The following is an 18,068-nucleotide window of genomic DNA, read 5'->3' as shown; positions in this document are numbered from 1 at the left end:
CGGTACTTAAATCTTCAAGTCAATCGAGAAGACGTCACTGCGAATCGATCCAATATCGCTCTCCATCGAACTCACATTGGAATCAATTGTGCTTACATTGGAGTCGATCGTACTTACATTAGAATCAATCGTGCTCACGTCCATCTGGATCGAGTTCAACGTTCCGTCCATCGAAGACACATCAGTGCCTATACCTGACAGCTCCATTTCGATGCTTGCTACTCTTCCGTTTAGTTCGCGAAGTTCCGACAGAATTTCCGATAGCAGACTTACCATTTCATCCATACCGCTCACCTCCCTCCATCACGATAGCTCTATCTCAAATCCCCAAATAAACCTCCCGCTTCGTCTCTTCCTCCAAATACAACTTCAACCGCTCCACCTCATGCCGCCGGTTCTTGAACCACTCCTGTGACCAGATCCGATAGATCTTCCAGCCAAGCCCTTCCAGCACCTGCTGGCGCAGCCGATCCCGATCTCTTGCGACCTTGGAGCTGTGGTAATTGGCTCCGTCGCATTCGATGCCGATCAGATACTTGGTCTTATCGTCCGGATCAACGATCCCCAGATCGATCCGATAACCGGAGCAGCCGACCTGCGTATCGACGGAGTACCCCATATCGGTGAGCACCCGATACACGTCTTCTTCGAACGGAGAGTCGAATTCGGGAATCTGGCTTTCTCCGCGAACCATCGGCTGGTATCCGTACATCACGTTCTGCATGTACTGCTTCAGATGTTTCAAGCCCGAGTTGCCCTCCACCTTGGCTTCCGGCAGATCGTCCGGCGTGATGGAACTGACCAGCTTCATGTGATACTTCGCCCGGGTCACGGCTACGTTGAGTCTTCGTTCGCCTTTGGCTTTGGACAGCGGCCCGAAATTGTAATAGATCGATCCGTCGGCGGCCCGGCCGTATCCGACGCTTAGGAAGATAACGTCACGTTCGTCACCCTGCACATTCTCCAGACTTTTCACGAAGAACTCCTCACGCGATCCTTCCTGGAAGTACTGCTCGAATTCCGGCTGCTGACGGCGCATGATCTGCAGTTCTTCTTCGATCGCCGCGGCCTGCTTCTGGCTGAACGCGATAACGCCGAGCGATTGATGGCCGTGATCCCGGTAGTGTTCGAACACCAGCTCGGCGACTCTGCGCGCTTCCGGCCGGTTGGTGCTGCTGCCTCCTCGGTCATAGATGCCGTCTTTGACATGCACGAAATCGGTACCCAGGTAGTTCCCGTTATCCGCGCTTGGGAAAGTGATCAGATTGTTATAGTAGAAGGCTTCGTTCGAGAATGTGATCAGCGACTCGTGTTTGCTCCGATAATGCCAGCGCAGATCCAGCGGAGGCAGGATGTTCGCGCATTCGTCGAGAATGCTCTCATAATTCACTTCCTCTTCCTGCTCTTCGTCCGTATCGTAATCTTCTTCGATCCCGCTGCTCTGGAAAAAGTTTGTCGGCGGCAGCTGCTTGGTATCCCCTACGATAATGACCTGCTTGCCTCGAATCATCGCTCCGATCGCGTCTTCCGAGAAAATTTGGGAAGCTTCGTCGAAGATGACCAGGTCGAATTTGATTTTGTGCGCATCGATATATTGACTGACCGACAACGGACTCATCAGGAAGCAGGGCTTGAGAGACTGAACAAAATCCGCCGCTCCCTGCATCAATTGGCGAATTGGAATATGCCGCTTTTTCTTGCCGATCTCGTGCAGCACCAGCTGCTTTTCACGTAGGAACGCGGGGGCTGACAGCGCATGTTCTCTTTCGCTCTCCAGCTTCTCTTTGATTCGAATCACGTTCAGGTTCTGGCTGCCGCTGTCCAGCTTGCGGAACTGCTTCAGATCTTCGCCCGCTTGATGCGCATCGAACTCCGCCAGCAGGTCTTCCTGCTCGTATACGCGATCGAGCCACTGTTTGAACAGTCTTTTCTGGAACAGATCTTTCAGCGAGTATTCGCCGCTCTCGCTCATGGCCTGATCGACGAAATCTCCCAGCCCGCTCTCATACGCCTGCTTCTGCAGGTTCCGGTAGCGAATCCAGCTCTCCATCCGGTCCAAATGCGGCAGTCTTGAATCCGCATAACCGTTTAGCATTTCCCAAGTGAGTTCAGCTTCGGACCGCCCGGTGAAAGCAGCGGCAAGGTCGAACTGTGCGCCGAAACGGCTCGTCATATCCGTTAAAGCCATCTTCGATTGTTGAACATTTTCGATCAGCCCATGTAGAAGTGGTTTATTTTCTGTTCCTTCTGCGCAGACAAGCTGAAGCAGCGGATTCAAGGCAGCCTCTTCGCCCAGCAGCCCTTTCCATTCTTCCGTCCATGCGAGCGCGTCGAAGATCAACGGCCAGTCCGTCGAAAAACCCTGAATGCGCGAACCAAACATCTGCTGCAAACGCTCCATTTGATGTTCCAGCGCCGATTCCTGCTGCTGAGCCTGCGAAGCTAGTTCCAGCTTAGCCCGCAGCTCGGCAAAGTCAGCAAAGGGCCGCTTGGCCGTCGGGCGGATCGACAGGTACGCGGTGCGCCAACGCTGCATGCCGCCTACAAATTCGTTTAGACGTTCGCCTATCCGTGTCAGCGATCGATCGTTTGCATGGATTCCTTCTTCATCTTGAATGATGGTCGGGATCTCGACATCCAGCATTTGAATAGAACGTTCCAGACTATGAACATGCTGTTCAAGAGACTTTTGCCGCTCACGGTAATCTTCGGTATTATCGATGGCAAACTGCGCGATTTGGGCCGGAATCGTGATGTTTTCCGTATGAAGGCGTCCGATTTCTTCCAGCGTTTCCTGCAAATCTTCCCAAGACGTATCTTCGCCCTGGAATGCTTTGCCGAACGTATGACGATAGTACGCTTCTTTGTCTTTCAGCGAATTTTGCAGTTCACGCAAAGACTGCAGTTTGAACAGATCTTCCATCAGTTCGCGATATCGAGGCTCCCCATAACTGATACGGGAATCGACAATCGGCTTTATTCGCGAAATCAAAGATTGAATTTTGCCGCTATCTTCCAACAAATGCGCGATCATCTGATCCAAGTTCCAACTCTCCAAATCCGGAGCGAGCGAAGCATTCCAGATCTGTGGAAAAGCCGTTTTCAAACCCAGTAGGCAGCGAATCAACGCTTCCGAGTTCCGCTTAAGCTGCCGATAGCGGCTTAACAGTTCTTCTGTTCTTCCTGAAGGCGCCACGAGAAGTTCCTGCAGAGCCGAGGATACCGGTTTGCCCTGATGCCAATCCATGATTTTTTCGGTCATCGCGATCGAATCTTCGATGGCGCTCCAATCCGAGCGAAGTCCCAAATAATGACGTCCCATCAAGGCAGCCCAATGCGATTCCTGTTTCTTTAATTCCGAACGGTAATTCAATGTCCGCCTGATGACGCGAATGTCTTTTAAGAAAGCCTGGAAATCCAGTTTCTCTGCTTCTTTGCGCTGCGCGGAGAGCCAACGCACATCTTTGCGATATCCTCCGCCCAACGCTCGTTTGACTGGCGATTGATATTCGTTTAGACAGCGGTTGTGCATCTGCTCGATCCGTTCTTCCAGACCTGACTCGTCCAACAATTCATCCACATAGACAGCCTGCAGCTCCTGCCGATCTTTTTCGAACTTCCCGAGCAGCCCTTTGGCATTCTCCAGTTCCTGGCGTACCTTACGGCTGTGCGAAGAATCGAACCATCCGCGTTCCGGCTGCGGATTCACGGCCACAAGATCCATGATGCGGCTTAGTCGTTGGACGTCGGACGTCTGCGTCAGTTCAAGCTGGAACAATTCTTCAAACTCGACCTTAATCTCGCCCCACTGCTTGTACCATCCGAATAACTCTTCTAATACCGTTAGAATTTGCGTCGAGTTGTCGTACAGCGTTTCCTGCAGCAGGGGATGGTCAGGGCTTGCAAAAATCTGAACGCCTGCGGTGCTCTCGTTAATCTGCTTGATGAGCGTTCCCGCGTCTTGCCCAATAAAAGAAGTGTCGTACGCCGAAAGCAGCTGCTGCCGCATCTCCGACATTCGCTCATGATCACTTTTCGCCAAATGCGCCTGTTGGGTCGCGGTCTTCCAACTGCTTCTAATAAACCACGCAAATGCCGGCTGTACTTTTAGATTAAAAAGCTTCATATAACGCGATAACCGACGGTAATCGTTTAAGCTCGATACCTCCTGCTGCCCGGCCGCTTTGGCCGTCTCGTCAAACAGTCGGAGCTGCTCTCTTACGCGCCCGAAATCATCTGCCGCCTGTTGAATCTTTTCGCCCTGATCGTCCAGAACCTTTAAACGTTCCTTTTCCGGAACCTGATCGAGGAAGTCCGAATCGCCGAATAGGGTTTCTTGCAGATCCTGTACGGGCAGCTCCAGAATCTGGTCGTCGAAGCTTTGAAGCAGTTCGCCGCGCAGCGCAAAAAATTCTCCGACCTGTTCTTGATGCTCCCGCGCTTCACGGATCAGTTCCGAAACGTCCAGCGAAGTCAGCCATGCTTGCGGAGGACGAGGCGACACGGCCGCCAAATCCAGAACAGAAACGACCCGATCCAATTCCTCCGTGCGAGAAACTCGAAGTCCCGTCTCTGCAGAAAGGGTTTCCGCAAGAGCAAGAGCATTTCGGGTGATTTCGGCCATGTGCTGAAGCAGTTTTTGGACGTTGGCCTGCAGCTCGAACGAGAACCGGCCTGCCGACAAAGCTTCCCAAGGCCGCGAGTCTTCCTGCAAAGTTTGATTCCGGTAGCGATCCAGGTCGGCCAGCAGGCGATAAATTTCTTCCAGGTTCTGATCCGCGGAAAGATAGACGGCCGACAAGATCTCGGGAATATCTTTTAACGGGTTAAGCAGCCCTTGCACTTCGTAGACGCTTTTTCCGTAGGGTTGACGTACCTCGTGCAATTTTTCTGAATAAGTATTCAGACGGTCGCGCAAATAATTCATTTTTTGGTAGATTTCTTCCGGGACCTTTTTGGCTGCAGCCGGCTTGTTGATTGTATCTGCAAGCGAATCGAGCACCTGACGTTTGCCGGCTTTATGACTGTGCATTTCCAGACAGAATTCGCCCAGTCCCCGTTCTTCGAGACGGTCTTTAACGACGTTTAGAGCCGCCATTTTTTCGCTGACAAACAGCACTTTTTTGCCTGCCGCCAGGCATTCCGCTACAATGTTCGTGATCGTCTGGCTTTTCCCCGTTCCAGGCGGCCCTTGCAGAACGAAGTTCATCCCCTTCTTGGCTGCGATGATCGCGCGTTGCTGGCTTGAATCGGCATCGACCACATTGAAATTTTGTTCGGCGGGAACTTCTTTGTCCATCCGGCTTTCCGAAGGGATAAGCCCCGCATCGAAGTTCTGTCTGATCGTGTCTTCTCCGGCGGTACCGACAATTTCACGGATAAGAGGATGACTCTCAAGCAGGCCACGATATTGTTCAAGGTCTTTATACATGACCAATTTGTTGAAAGAAAATAACGACAAATAACAATCTTCCTCAACGGCCCAGTCTTGAAGATTTTCGATTTTGTCGTACACCTGCTCAAAAATATCCGTGAAATCCGGATTATCCGCCTCGAATGTCAGATCGCTCAATGTCAATCCGAACTGTTCTTCCAGCACATGGTTAATAAACGGATTCACGATGATTTCCTGTTCGTAAATATTCATGGTAAAAGGAGAGTTAGCGGAGGCCTTCTTGATCATTACCGGAAGCAGGAGCAGAGGTGCACTGCTCGTTTGAGTAGAGTGGGTCCCTGTGCCGGGTTTCCATTTCAACAGGCCGAAGGTAAGATAGGCGATGTTGATGCCCTGCTCGTTCATTGCGGTACGCGCACTGTTGCGGAGTTTGGTCAAAGCTTTCTTCAATTCGTTATATTGTTCATTGATCCGACTCTGGATGTTTCTCTCCCAATCTTCCTGGTGCTTTCTTCTTTGGGTAGGGCTCATCTTATCGCTTTCAGCCGAAGTGATCTCGTAAGACTTGCTTTGCAGCCGCCGAACTTCTTCAAGAAAAGGCGTTTCCAATTCTTCGAGATTCAAATACTGCTCGTCAAGAAGCTGCTCGGCCAGCCATGAAAGATTTTCCGACAATCTTAGGCTGTTTGTTTTTTTCGGTTTAAAATTGAGCAAAGGATTTCTTCCGCTGATATCGATTAAATCCGATTTCCATTTCTCGATTTTCTTATCCATTTTCTGTTTAGCTTCTGCTGTATTCATCTGCACAACACCTTCCATTAGACCCTGATAATTGCCATTATACCCCTCCTTTAGTCATTGGTCACTTGGTATTTTAGAACCTGTAAACCATCCATTCTTCTAAGGCTTTGCACATAAATTTTTCAACAGCATAAACCAAAGAAGGACCCAAGCGGACTTAAAATCCACACGGGTCCCTTTCTCGCATCGCCGGTACACCAATTCTTCGTACGCCGCTGCCCTATCGGCCTTCCCTTTCCTACTTCGCGTACCGCAGTTCCTGCCGCCGCTCGGCCGCGGGCAGATGCAGCGATACTTCGTCGCCCCGTTCGAAAGGCCGGGCGGAGACGACTTCCCACTGACCGTAAGACGTGCGGACGTCGTAATGGAATTCTTTGCCCTGGAACTGCACGTTGAGAATCGAGCCGCGCAGCGCGCCGTCCTGCACCGGGCCAAGTTCCAGCTGATCCGGCCGAACGGGGTACTGCCCGCTTCGGCGAAAGGTCTCGGCAACCTGCTGGCCCGCCCAGGCGATCTCGATCTGGTCGCCGGTCGGGAAGAAGGTTTCCTGCTCCCATCTGCCGGGGATCAGATTGGACTTGGAGACGAATTGCGCCACGAATTCGGTCTGTGGACGCAGGTAAATATCCTGCGGGGTACCGACCTGCTGGATCTCGCCGTCTTTCATGACGACGATGCGATCCGCCATCGCCAGCGCTTCGCCTTGGTCATGGGTCACGTAGACGATCGCGGTGCCGGTGCTTCGGTGGACGGACTGAATCTCCCGTCTCATATCCATGCGCAGCATCGCGTCCAGGCTGCTGAGCGGTTCGTCCATCAGCAGCAGCGACGGCCGGGCCGCGATCGCCCGGGCGATCGCGACCCGCTGCTTTTGCCCGCCGGACAGTTCATGCGGCATCCGGTTCGCCATCTGCTCCAGTCCGACCAGCTTCAGCACTTCTTCGATTCGCGCTTTTTCCTGCTTGCGAACTTCCGGCGGCGTCTGCTTGTGATGGCGGATCGGGAAACGGACGTGGTCGGCCACGTTCATATGCGGCCACAGCGCGAAGTTCTGGAATACCATCCCGATATGCCGCTTCTCCGGCGGCAGACTCATGGCGGAGGAAGCGGCGAGCCTGCCGCCTAGCACCACTTCCCCGCCGCTCGGACGCTCGAATCCCGCGAGAAGCCTGAGCAGCGTCGTTTTGCCGCAGCCCGAAGGACCGAGGATCGCCACGAATTCGCCGTCTTCGATCGACAGGTTCACCGACTTCAGCGCCCGGAACGTGCCGAACGTTTTCTCCACTTGTTTGATTTCGATGCTCAAGGTGTATGCGCTCCTCTCTTGCGGGTCAGCATTTTCTTCATCAGGGCCAGCAGGCCGGCTCCGACGAAGATCAAGACCACGATCAGACTCGACATGGCGGTCGAGTACAGCGTGCTGCCCGCCTGTTCGAAGCCGAAGATCGCAACCCCGATCGTCTGCGAGCCGGACGAGTACAGCAGCGCCGAGACGGTCAGCTCCGTCAGGGCCGTCAGGAATACGAGCAGCCCACCGCCGAGCAGCCCGGGCAGCAGCAGAGGCAGCAGCACCGCCAACCAGCGCCGCCGCGTTCCCGCTCCCGAAACGCTCGCCGCTTCTTCGAGCGCAGGATCGATCTGCGAGAAGGCCGTTACGCCCGAGCGGATCTGCAGCACGAGAAAGCGGCAGACGTAAGCGATCAGCAGCAGCGTCGTCGTGCCGTAAATGCCCGGATTCCAGCCCGGTACCGGCTCCATCCACGCCAGAATCATCGACAGGGCGAACACGATGCCCGGCAGCGTATAGGGCACCGAAATGATCAGTTCCGCGAGCCCGTTCCACCTGGAAGGGCGTCTCACCCGCAGGTAGGCGATCGCCGTTCCGATCACCAAGCAGATCGCGAGCGCCGAGACCGAAAGCTGCAGACTGTTCTGGATCGAACGCCACGTCCCCGCGTTTTCCAGCAAAATATACCGGTAATTGTCGAACGTGAGGTTCGAGAAAGACAGGCCGCCGCCGTAAGATCTGCGCAGAGACAGCGACACCATGGACAGCAGCGGCACGATGCTCATCAGCAGCAGGCTTCCCCAGACGAGCGGCATCGCCCAGAACCGGTGACGGCCCAGATGATACCGGGGCTGCTCGTCGGGCAGATACGTTTCGCCCTGCCTGCTTCGGCGAACGCTCATCCACTGCAGCAGCGTGCCCGCGACCGCGATCAATCCGAGAATCACCGACAGCGAAGCGCCTCTGGCAAACGCCGACGGGCCGAAGCCGATAATCTCTTCGTAGATCAGCGTACTGAGCACCCGAATATTGACCGGCGTGCCGAGAAATGCCGGAATGCCGAAATTGTCGAGCGAGGCAAGGAACACGAGCAGCCCGCCCGCCGTAAGCCCCGGCAGCGCCATCGGCAGCGTGATCTTGAGCAGCACCCTGCCTCTGCCGGCACCTCCCGTTCCGGCGGCCCACTCCAGATCGCGCGGAATTTTTTTCAAGACGTTCACCGTGAACAGATAGACAAGCGGAAAATGATGGATGCCCATCACGAAGACGATTCCGCCCATGCTGTATACGCTCCAGGGGGCCGCGCCCGGACGCAGCCATTCAAGCAGCTGCGCCACCGGGCCTTGAGAACCCATGAACGACGACCAAGACAGGGTAAGCACGTAAGAAGGCAGAATAAAACAAAGCAAAATCAGCAGATGCATCGTTTTTTTCCAGGCGATGTCCGTATAAGCCATCAGCCAGGCCGCCGCCGCGCCGAGCAGCGTCGAGAGCAGCGTCGAGCCGGCGACTATGATCGCCGTGTTCCGCAGCGAATCCCAGAACCTTTTCTGACGGAGCAGCTCTTCGTACACGCCGAACGACCAGCCTCCCTCGCCCTGCACGCTGAGCAGGACAAGCCTTGCGATCGGAAGCGCAAAGAAAAACAAAATGACGGCCGCGCCCAGCAGGATTCGGAGTTTGCGGGTTTTCATGGCCGACCCTTACCCGCCGAACAGATCCGTGAATTTCTTCTTGTCTTCTTCGCGCTCGGCGGTCAGCGTCTTCAGATCGGCGCTCATCAGCTTCATCTCGTCCAGGCTTTTCAGCCCTTCCGGAGCGTCGATCCCTTCGCGAACCGGCGTATAGCCGATATCCGCCGCCAGCTTCTGCCCTTCTTCGGACAGCACGAAATCGACAAAAGCTTCGGCGCCTTCGGCGTTTTTCGCGTCTTTCAGGATGCCGATCGGTTCGGTAATGACCGGCACGCCTTCTTCCGGATAGACCAGATCGATCGGCGACCCTTTTTCCTTCTCTCGCGCCACCATGTAATCGACGACCATTCCGTACGTTTTTTCGCCGGAAGCGACCGCTTTCAGCACCGCGCCGTTTCCTTTGATGACCGTCATGTCGTTGTTTTTCAGCGCCTGCATATAATCCCAGCCGAAAGCGTCGCTGCGCGTGAACACGCCTACGTTATAAGCGGCAGCGCCCGAGTACAGCGGACTCGGCATGATGGCCTGGCTTTTCGCGGATTGTTCGCCGAGCACCTTCCACGAAGCCGGAAGGCTCGCCGCTTTGTCCGTATTGGCGGCCAGAATCGTCGCGATGACTTTCGTTCCGGCGTACATGCCGTCCGGATCGATCAGTTCCGACGGAATCTTGCCGGCTTCGGGCGACTTGTAGGCCTTCAGCATGTCCTGCTCTTTGAGCGCCTCGAACGTGACCGAATCGGCAACGAGCAGAACGTCCGCCTGCACCTGCCCGGCCTGCTTTTCGGCCTGCAGCTTGGCGACCACTTCTTCCGTTCCGGAGCGGAACGTTTCGACCTGGATATCGGGATGTTTTTGGCGGAAAGCTTCGACCAGTTTGGCCGCGTCCTCTTCCGGCTGCGACGTGTAGAACGAAAGGGTTCCGCCGCTGCCGCCCGCTTCTCCTCCTCCCGCCGCGTTCTGCGCGCTTCCCGAGCCGCTCCCGCACCCGCTGAACAGGACGGCCGCGGAAACGGTAAGCAGGATCGTGGACCACATTCTTTTTTTCGCCATGATAATCTCTCCTTTATGTAGGCATTCGTTTTACACCACGTACGTTCTTAACAAATCCGGCAGTTCGACCTTCCCCGTAAAATGCGCGGAAGCTTCCTTCAGCATCCGTTCGAAATCCCCGTCTCCCGGCAGATGAACCAATACCATTTTTTTGACGCCCGCCTGCTGCGCGATCATGCCGGCCTGACGCGCATCCATGTGTCCGGCTCCCGTCGAATGCCCGCTGCCTTCGCAGATCGTCGCTTCGCACAAGAAAATATCCGCTTCGCGGGCCAATTCGATCAGCGGTTCGCAGTAGGCGGTATCCGCCGAATAAACCAGAACTTTGCCGCCGAACGCGATGCGCACGGCATAGCAGGGAACCGTGTGCCGCACCGGAATCCACTCGATTTTCGCGCCCGCGATCTCGAGCGCGCGGCCTTCGTCGATCTGATGGCGCTCCGTATAGGCTCCGTCCCAGTGAAGCAGCATGCCCGAAGGGTCGCCGGGCGCGTACAAGGCCAGCGGGCGGCGCATGCGTCCGTTTCGTCCCGCGCTTGCCGCCGCATACTGCAGAACGCCGAGATCCGCCATGTGGTCGTAATGAAGATGGGATAACAAAACGGCGTCAAGCTGTTCGACGGACGCGTATCCGGCGAGCCGGCTGGCGACCCTGCTGCCGCAGTCCAACAAAATTTTTCCTTGTCCCGTATCGATCAGATAACCCGCAGTCGCGCCGCCTTCCCGAGGGAACCCGCCCCAAAACCCCATAATCTGCATTCGCATCCGCATTCACCTCTTGTATCCATTCGGCTTCACATTTGTTCAGCGACCACACAATTGTAAAATGCCTGTGTTGGCTGCGCGTTACCCCGATGTAAGGAGATTGTAAAAGATCCCTGGCGCACCGAGCCTTCCGTCGTCAGAGTCGGCCGATCGTGTATACTGGGGAAGAAGCCTCGGCATGAAACCGGTTCGGCAGGATGCTCGATCCGATTCCAACAGACAAAGGTGGCCGATTCATGAAAGACGAAAGCCTGAAGTTGATGACCAAGATCTGCAAATTGTATTATTACGAAGCCTGGACGCAGGAAAAGCTCGCGGAAAAGTTCGGCATCTCCCGTCCGAATATTTCTAAAATCATCCAGAAGGCGCGCGAGATCGGGGTGGTGGAGATCATCGTGCACGACGATCCTTTTCAAACGTCCGAATTGGAAAAAGAATTGGAAAGCCGCTACGGGCTGAGACAGGTGCTTGTCGTTCCGACCCGCGATCTGAACAAAGAATCGGTGACCGAAGCCGTGGGCCGGGCAGCCGCGCAGTTCGTGCAGAAGCTGATCAAAAGCGGAATGAATATCGGGGTATCGTGGGGCAACACGCTGTATCATATGGTGCGCGAATTTCCTCTGGACAAAAAAGAGCAGGTTCGGATCATTCCGCTGATCGGCGGCAGCGGCAGCGAACGAACGGAAGTGCACGCCAATCAAATCGCCTATGAGCTCTCCAAAAAAATCGGGGCAGTCTGCGATTTGTTGTATGCGCCTTCCGTCGTGGAGACCGATTTCCTGTACAACGAAATTACGGCGATGCCCGGAATCTCCGGAGTGCTTCGCGAAGCCGAACAGGTGGATCTTGCGCTCGTCGGCATCGGCAATCCGTTTTCCATGTCGACCATGGAACGTTTCGGTTATTTGAGCGAAAGCACGCTGGACGAACTGAGACGTCTGGGCACGGTCGCGGACATCAACTCGCGCTTCATCGACCGCAGCGGACTCGGCATCGACCATCCGATCAACAAACGGATCGTCGGCGTCGATCTCGAGCAGCTTCGACGGATCGGCAGCGTGGTGGGATTCGCGTTCGGCCAGCACAAAGTGGAAGGCATCCTGGCTGCTCTTCGCGGAGGTTATCTGCATATGCTCGTCACGGACGAAACGACCGCTTCGCAGATTGCGGAAGCGGCCGAGTGAACGGGTTTCAAGATTCTTTTCAAAAACGGCGCAAAAAAAGGCCCGGAGAAGCGTCTCTCGGCCTGTTCGGTGCTTTGCAGCTTGTCAGTTCTCCGTATCGCCGCGGCTTATCATATACACTTTTCCTATCAGCTGTTCTGCCCGATACTTTTCTCCGAGATCCGGATCTTTGTCGCGTACCAGCAGTACGACTTCCCGGCGAAGCTCCTTCTCCGACTGCTCTTCTTCCCGCGTATATTCCGAGATCGTTCCTTTGTATACCTGGAAGCCCGACACGAAAAACAGCGGGCAGGTCGCGATCGTTTCCGTCTTAACAAACACGGCGATAATGAACACGATCATCAGCAGCGACACGGCGAAGTTGGTCATCGACGAATAATCGAGCGCAAGCCTCGGCAGGAGCAGCGTCATGAGAAAAAAAGTATAGTCGCCCGCCGGCAGTTTCTCGAAACGGCGCACCGAGTACAGACTGCCGCCGCTCCGCGAATCGACTTTTTGCCGAACGTCGCGCAGCAGCCACCGTACGACAACCCGGTACAGCAGCAGCGAACCTCCCAGCACCGCCAGCAGCCAAAGCGCTTCCGCGATCCAAAGCCGGCCGCCCAGCAGCTCCGACAAACGCTGTTCTCTCAGCCGCGCAGGCACGAGATCGTTCCTGTACAGAAATCCGCCGATCATCAGCATCAGCAGCGGCGCGTAGGCGGTCGTCCAGAGAATGATCGGTTCCTTTTTGCTCCACATGGGCCGGTCTCCTCTCTAGGCGTCGTCTTCTCCGCGCCGCCCGGCGCTCTCGATACTTTCGGTCAATCCGAACTCTTTGGTCAGGAACGACTGCACGATCCTGTCCGCGAAAAAATGCAGCAGCGCCGTCGGACGACTGCCTTTCGGATACTTCACTGTTTCGCGCTCCAGATCGAGAAAATCGTACAGCTCCCACAGCGGCGCGTACGTCCGTCGGTATTCCTCCGCCCGCTCCGCGCTCGCCGGCATCCGATTCCGGATCATCCTCAGCTCGCTGCAGCGCTCCTTGAAATTCTCCTCCAGCGCTTCCAACTGCTTCTCTCCCATCTGAGCCAGCGTGCGGGTATGGAAAAAAGCGGAACAATCGCGCACGAAACGATCTTTGTCTTCGGCGTCGATCGCGAAAAAAGGCATCTCCATAATCGTCTTCAAATTCCGGTCCCTGGCTTCAAGGATATGCTCGCGGTAATCGAACGCATTTTCGAAAGAAATCAGATTGGCGATATACAACTCGCTGCCCAGCATGAGAAATTCGATCCGGCCGCCCAATTCGATCAGTTCGTCGGAAGCGAAGCTCAGCTCGCCCGAGCGTCCGATCGCCCACTTTTTCCGGGATGCGGCCTGCTTCGGTTTGCGGTAAAAAAAGAAGTGCAGACGCCTCCCCCCGTAATCGGCCTGCACGACCTGGAAATCCGTTTTTCGCGCGTCCAGCAGGGCGTCCGGATTGGCCAGCGCGCCGAGCAGGGCCTGCTTGCGCTCATAAGGCAGTCCGGACTTCTCGTTCAGCGTTAGCTTCGCCAGCCGGTCGCGCTTTTGCGCCTCCAGATTGTATTCGCCGACGACGAAGCGGCGGCTTCCGTCTTCTTCCTCGACCTGCAGCGCCCGGATTTCCCGGACAAGCTGCCGTTTCAGCCAGTCGGTCAGCTCTTCGGACAGCGAGAAAGGTCTGGCGCGGTAATAGCGGTCCGACTCTTTCTGCTTGCGCATCAGGTAAAAAGCCAGCTCGATTTCCCGCATTTCGTCCGAAGCCGAAAGCCCGGCGAGCAGGGTAAGCGGATGCTTCGGATCGTTGATCGAAAGGGTCATGGGAAGGCTCCTTTGCGTGTTTTAGGACAAAGCCAGGCTCAGTACCGCGCCGATGGCCATGAAGCCTACGCCGATGAGGATCGGGACGACCCCCAGCAGCACGTTCGCGGCCGTTTTCAACTTGAAGCGGTCGGGTTCGTCCCGCAGGTAATAGATCTCGACCCGGCTGCCGACCTTCCCGACTCTCCACGAAGCGCCGACTTTGGACCGCCGCTCCAATATGCCTTCCGGCGTCCGAAAACGCACGACCGGATAACGGACGATCGTGCCGTCGGAGCCTCCGCCGTACTGTTCCACATAATCGACGATCTCTCCCTCCGTCACTTCCGCCCTCCGCATGAAGCTCGAATGGCGCAGCAGCACCAGCAGACCGGCGAACGCGACAACGATTCCGATTCCCAAAAAAAGAGGTCCGATCCATTCGTTCACGGCTGTTCCCCCCGCTTTCCGCTGCATATTCGGCGACGAACGCCGTCTCTCCTGCTTATTACCCGCTCCGACCGGCAAGCGCCGCAGCTGCGGATAAAGAAAAACGAAAAAAGTCCGGCCGGGTGCTTACCCCGCCGGACTTTTTTCAACGAATGTTATTTCAGCGTGTACAGCGCCCTGCCCGACGAATCCTTGCCGACCGCGAGCTTCATCCCCAGCGCTTTGGCGCTCAGGCGAAGCGGAACGTACAGGGTCGATCCGGAACGGAAAGGCCCGGTATCTTTCGCTTCGTTCAACCAGCAGTAATCCGTCTCTCCCTGGCAGATCCAAGGCGGGCTGAACAGCACCTGATCTTCTGACCCTCTCTCCTCGCCCTTTTTGCGTCCTTCGACGAAATAACCGATCCCGTCATAGCCGGTGTAGGTCGCAATGGCTTTGCCCGTACGGATTTCATACACGTGATACAGCTCCATTCCGTCTTCTTGGTAATACACGACGCTCGTCCCCAGAACCGACGCAAGCGATTTGATCGGGACGTACGCGATCCCGTGCGCGACCTTAACGTCGACGGACGTTTTCTTTTTCCCCGCCTGGATCACGGCTTTCCCGCTTTTGGCTGCCGGTTCCGCGATGGCGTGCCCCGGAACGGACGCGGCCGCGAGCATCATCAAGGCCAGCAGCAGAATGACCGAAGCTTTTCCCGTTCTTTTTTTCATCGTATTTCCCCCTCTTATGTAAGTACAGCTTTTCCATTATAGCACCGAGGGGGAAATTGTCATTCGAAAACATTTACAGCTGCAGCAGCCCGCGCGCGCTCTGCTAATGTTCAAAAGCCGTACCCTGCTCTTAAGCAATAAGTACGGCTTTCTTTTCAAGCATTAATCGTTAAAACGTATTCAGCACTTCGCTTTCGATATCCAACTTTCTACTCGATACGATCACGGAAGAAGCCATATCCTGTTTCTCGGTCAGCAGCCGGTGCACGATCTCTTCCACGGTACCGTTTTTCGTAATTCCCCGATCATCGGATACCACCGGATAATAGACATATACCGGTTTGTCTTGACCAATCCGGTAAGCACGGTCGGTCGCCTGATTCTCGACAGCAGGATTCCACCAACGCGTATAATGGATGACATGATTGGCTGATGTAATCGTCAAGCCTGTTCCCGCTGCTTTCGGAGAAAGGATCAATACGTCAAACCCTGGCTTGGCGTTAAACAAATCCACCTGCTGCTGCCTTCGATCGGTCATCCCGTTAATGACTCCCGGCATGATCTCGAAGCATTCGCGAATCGTGCTGCGCAGAATTTCTTGCATCTGCCTGTATTCCGTAAAAATAAGCACTTTCTCGCCCGTCTCCCGCGCTCTGCGAACGATATCGATCGTTTCTTTGAGTTTCGGTACACGGTTGTACGGAAGCGACAAATACTGTTCGGATACAAGTCCCGGGTGAGAACTTAACTGCTTTAAACGCTGAATAGCCTGCAGACCGTCCATCATCTTCTGCTGAACGAGCGTAATGACTTCTTTATACAGCTGCTCCTGCTCTTCCCCAAGCGGCACTTTCGTCATTACGGACGTCTTCGACGGCAGCTGATCGCCCAATTCCTCGGATTTCGTTCTGCGCTTATAAACGGTAGAAATTCTGGCCAGCAGCTGCTGCTCCGCTTCAGGTTCTTGAGCCTCTATTCGATTGATGAATTGATTCTTGAATTCGCTCAAGCTTCCCAATAATCCAGGCTGCACATAGTCCATAATCGACCAGAGCTCGCTCAACCCGTTTTCTACCGGAGTTCCCGTCATCGCTAATCGGAAACGCGATTTCATCGCTTTAAGTACTTTTGAAGAGGCCGTGGACGGGTTCTTGATCGCCTGCGCTTCATCGCAGATCACGGCCTGCCAATCGACCTGCCCGAAGATAAGCTGATCTCTGACCAACGTCTGATACGTCGTAACGGTAATCCCGATCCGTTTCAACTCTTCGGCATCTTTCAACCGCTGGGTTCCCCGATGAAGATAGAACGATCGCAGCAGGCCAGGCGCGAACTTGCTCAATTCTTTCTCCCAATTGTCCATCAGCGTCTTAGGCACGATTACCAGCGTAGGCGTTAACTTCCCGGCTTCATGAAGATGAGTCAGGAAAGAGATCACTTGAATCGTCTTGCCGAGTCCCATATCGTCCGCAAGCAGTCCGCCTAAATGGCGATAGTGCAAACTTTTCATCCATACAAAGCCTTCCGCTTGGAACGGCTTCAGCAAAGCGGTAAAGCTTGCCGGAGGAATCTGCTGCAGCACGCCGGAGTCCTGCATCTGCTGCTGCGCCTGCAGAATCGGCTGATTGAATTCAAGCTGCGCGATATTCTCGTAAATTTCCAGTACATAGGGGAGCTTGGTTACGTCCACAAGTCCTTCCGCGTTGAACTGAAGCTTGGCCTCCTTCGATTTCTCGACGATTTCCTCTGCATCCTGCGGCAGCCTCAACCAGTTTCCGTTCCACTCGATAAAAGATTCGCCCGATTCCTTGGCTTCGTTAATCAGACCCATAAGCTCCGAAGCTTCCCAGGTCTCGTGTATTTCTCCGTTCTCATCCTGAGCGTTAAATCCGAAATCGAGTTCGAACCAGCCTCTTTCCTGTTCGGAAGCATGCACGAAAGGCTGAGCACGATATACGCGTATGCCCAGAGACTTAACCCGTTCACCGAACTTTGACAGATCCAGGCCTTCCACATCGGGCAGGTACGCTTCCGGATTTTCTGCGAACTTGGGAATGTCAGCTCCGGCCAGGCTTGGGACACGCTTGATCCGGTCTGCATTATCGGCAATCGACGGCTTGACGAACACTTTCCGATTGCCGCTGTCGACCGCATATCGCTGAGCCGTCCGGCTCATTTCCGCTAACAAGTTTTCGGAGATATTGTCGTTCGAAGCATAAGAGGGGATGAACGTAATCGATTCTCCGTCGTAGTTCAGATCAACCTCTACCTGGTCTACGAAAAGGTATTCCTGCCGCTGCAAGTAATCGTCTATTTCATAGCCGTGTTGGAGAGCCAAACTGCGAGCTTCTGCTACATAAGCAAAAATGCTTTCACGGTCCATAGGATCGGGAGCCGATTCAATGAACTTTTGAAATTGATATTGGTTCTTCTCCATTAACAAAATCTGTTGATCCGGTAGAGTTAACCAGGGGCCCTCCATTTTAGCTGTACGTTCAAGATGCTTCCAAGAACCGTGACTTTTTTCAAGAAAAAGTTTGAAATGCGGAGTGCCTACTGCACTGCTATGAGCCAGTTTCAGCTTAAATGCGGTCGGTGCTGGAACACCGACTTTGCGCAAAGATTCTTCAAGCACCTTATCAAAATTACAGTAATCAAAAAAGTATCCTGCTGATGTTTGTTCCAGGTAACCGTCAAACCATAAATCTTCAAGCACTTCTACACATTCGATTTCTGCTAATTGAAGATATTCGGAAACTCGAAGATTAAGCGGAAAAGCTAATTCATTGCTATCTCGAAATAAGCGGTAATACACACCTTCAGCCGTGTACTGTTTGCTGATCGAAATTTGAGCAACACCCGTTACATCTTGTTTTTTTCGATTCCCTAGAAAACCAAACAACCGCCCCAATAGGATGC

General features: G+C 54.5%; 12 protein-coding genes. 1 reads left to right on the top strand and 11 read right to left on the bottom strand.

What is annotated here, in order from left to right; all coding sequences use genetic code 11:
• Positions 1 to 6 precede the first annotated feature (6 nt).
• The 6 genes from GYN08_RS02105 to GYN08_RS02080 form a co-directional block, all read right to left on the bottom strand.
• Positions 7 to 285 carry a hypothetical protein gene (locus GYN08_RS02105; RefSeq protein ID WP_166272039.1) on the bottom strand — a complete coding sequence of 93 codons (279 nt, stop codon included), beginning with the start codon at positions 283 to 285 and terminating at the stop codon, positions 7 to 9.
• A gap of 34 nt (positions 286 to 319) precedes the next feature.
• Entirely contained in the window at positions 320 to 6,169 is a 5,850-nt protein-coding gene (locus GYN08_RS02100; RefSeq protein ID WP_166272037.1) for a DUF4011 domain-containing protein, read from the bottom strand.
• Between the two features lie 265 nt (positions 6,170 to 6,434).
• The gene (locus tag GYN08_RS02095; protein WP_166272035.1) at positions 6,435 to 7,502 is read right to left on the bottom strand and encodes an ABC transporter ATP-binding protein; all 1,068 of its coding nucleotides are present in this window, start codon (positions 7,500 to 7,502) and stop codon (positions 6,435 to 6,437) included.
• Positions 7,499 to 9,178, bottom strand: a complete 1,680-nt coding sequence (locus GYN08_RS02090; protein WP_166272033.1) for an ABC transporter permease — start codon at positions 9,176 to 9,178, stop codon at positions 7,499 to 7,501. Before GYN08_RS02090 ends, GYN08_RS02095 begins: the two co-directional genes overlap by 4 nt.
• Before the next feature lie 9 nt (positions 9,179 to 9,187).
• Positions 9,188 to 10,228 carry an ABC transporter substrate-binding protein gene (locus tag GYN08_RS02085; protein ID WP_166272031.1) on the bottom strand — a complete coding sequence of 347 codons (1,041 nt, stop codon included), beginning with the start codon at positions 10,226 to 10,228 and terminating at the stop codon, positions 9,188 to 9,190.
• Between the two features lie 30 nt (positions 10,229 to 10,258).
• Entirely contained in the window at positions 10,259 to 10,993 is a 735-nt protein-coding gene (locus GYN08_RS02080) for an MBL fold metallo-hydrolase (RefSeq protein ID WP_166272029.1), read from the bottom strand.
• Between the two features lie 236 nt (positions 10,994 to 11,229).
• On the opposite strand from GYN08_RS02080, the gene GYN08_RS02075 reads away from it, so the two are divergent.
• Positions 11,230 to 12,177: a sugar-binding transcriptional regulator gene (locus tag GYN08_RS02075; RefSeq protein WP_166272027.1), complete on the top strand. Its 948-nt coding sequence runs from the start codon at positions 11,230 to 11,232 to the stop codon at positions 12,175 to 12,177.
• Between the two features lie 84 nt (positions 12,178 to 12,261).
• On the opposite strand, the gene GYN08_RS02070 is transcribed toward GYN08_RS02075, so the two are convergent.
• The 5 genes from GYN08_RS02070 to GYN08_RS02050 form a co-directional block, all read right to left on the bottom strand.
• Positions 12,262 to 12,918, bottom strand: a complete 657-nt coding sequence (locus GYN08_RS02070; RefSeq protein ID WP_166272025.1) for a hypothetical protein — start codon at positions 12,916 to 12,918, stop codon at positions 12,262 to 12,264.
• A 15-nt stretch (positions 12,919 to 12,933) separates the two neighbouring features.
• Positions 12,934 to 14,004, bottom strand: coding sequence for a Kiwa anti-phage protein KwaB-like domain-containing protein (locus GYN08_RS02065; RefSeq protein WP_166272023.1), 1,071 nt, complete (start codon positions 14,002 to 14,004; stop codon positions 12,934 to 12,936).
• A 21-nt stretch (positions 14,005 to 14,025) separates the two neighbouring features.
• Positions 14,026 to 14,433: a DUF3592 domain-containing protein gene (locus tag GYN08_RS02060; RefSeq protein WP_166272021.1), complete on the bottom strand. Its 408-nt coding sequence runs from the start codon at positions 14,431 to 14,433 to the stop codon at positions 14,026 to 14,028.
• A gap of 155 nt (positions 14,434 to 14,588) precedes the next feature.
• Positions 14,589 to 15,149, bottom strand: coding sequence for a hypothetical protein (locus GYN08_RS02055; RefSeq protein ID WP_166272019.1), 561 nt, complete (start codon positions 15,147 to 15,149; stop codon positions 14,589 to 14,591).
• A gap of 169 nt (positions 15,150 to 15,318) precedes the next feature.
• Positions 15,319 to 18,060, bottom strand: coding sequence for a DEAD/DEAH box helicase (locus GYN08_RS02050; RefSeq protein WP_166272017.1), 2,742 nt, complete (start codon positions 18,058 to 18,060; stop codon positions 15,319 to 15,321).
• Positions 18,061 to 18,068: the final 8 nt, after the last annotated feature.

The organism is Saccharibacillus alkalitolerans (genome assembly GCF_011090185.1).
Lineage (GTDB): Bacteria > Bacillota > Bacilli > Paenibacillales > Paenibacillaceae > Saccharibacillus > Saccharibacillus alkalitolerans.
The sequence above is the reverse complement of the archived record's forward strand: the minus strand, read 5'-3'. Positions and strand labels throughout refer to the sequence as shown.

Bases quoted from the DNA above. Each gene is read 5' to 3' on its own strand.
- GYN08_RS02105 (WP_166272039.1), bottom strand. From the start codon at position 285: ATGGATGAAATGGTAAGTCTGCTATCGGAAATTCTGTCGGAACTTCGC.
- GYN08_RS02100 (WP_166272037.1), bottom strand. From the start codon at position 6,169: ATGGATAAGAAAATCGAGAAATGGAAATCGGATTTAATCGATATCAGC.
- GYN08_RS02090 (WP_166272033.1), bottom strand. From the start codon at position 9,178: ATGAAAACCCGCAAACTCCGAATCCTGCTGGGCGCGGCCGTCATTTTG.
- GYN08_RS02085 (WP_166272031.1), bottom strand. From the start codon at position 10,228: ATGGCGAAAAAAAGAATGTGGTCCACGATCCTGCTTACCGTTTCCGCG.
- GYN08_RS02080 (WP_166272029.1), bottom strand. From the start codon at position 10,993: ATGCGAATGCAGATTATGGGGTTTTGGGGCGGGTTCCCTCGGGAAGGC.
- GYN08_RS02075 (WP_166272027.1), top strand. From the start codon at position 11,230: ATGAAAGACGAAAGCCTGAAGTTGATGACCAAGATCTGCAAATTGTAT.
- GYN08_RS02070 (WP_166272025.1), bottom strand. From the start codon at position 12,918: ATGTGGAGCAAAAAGGAACCGATCATTCTCTGGACGACCGCCTACGCG.
- GYN08_RS02065 (WP_166272023.1), bottom strand. From the start codon at position 14,004: ATGACCCTTTCGATCAACGATCCGAAGCATCCGCTTACCCTGCTCGCC.
- GYN08_RS02055 (WP_166272019.1), bottom strand. From the start codon at position 15,149: ATGAAAAAAAGAACGGGAAAAGCTTCGGTCATTCTGCTGCTGGCCTTG.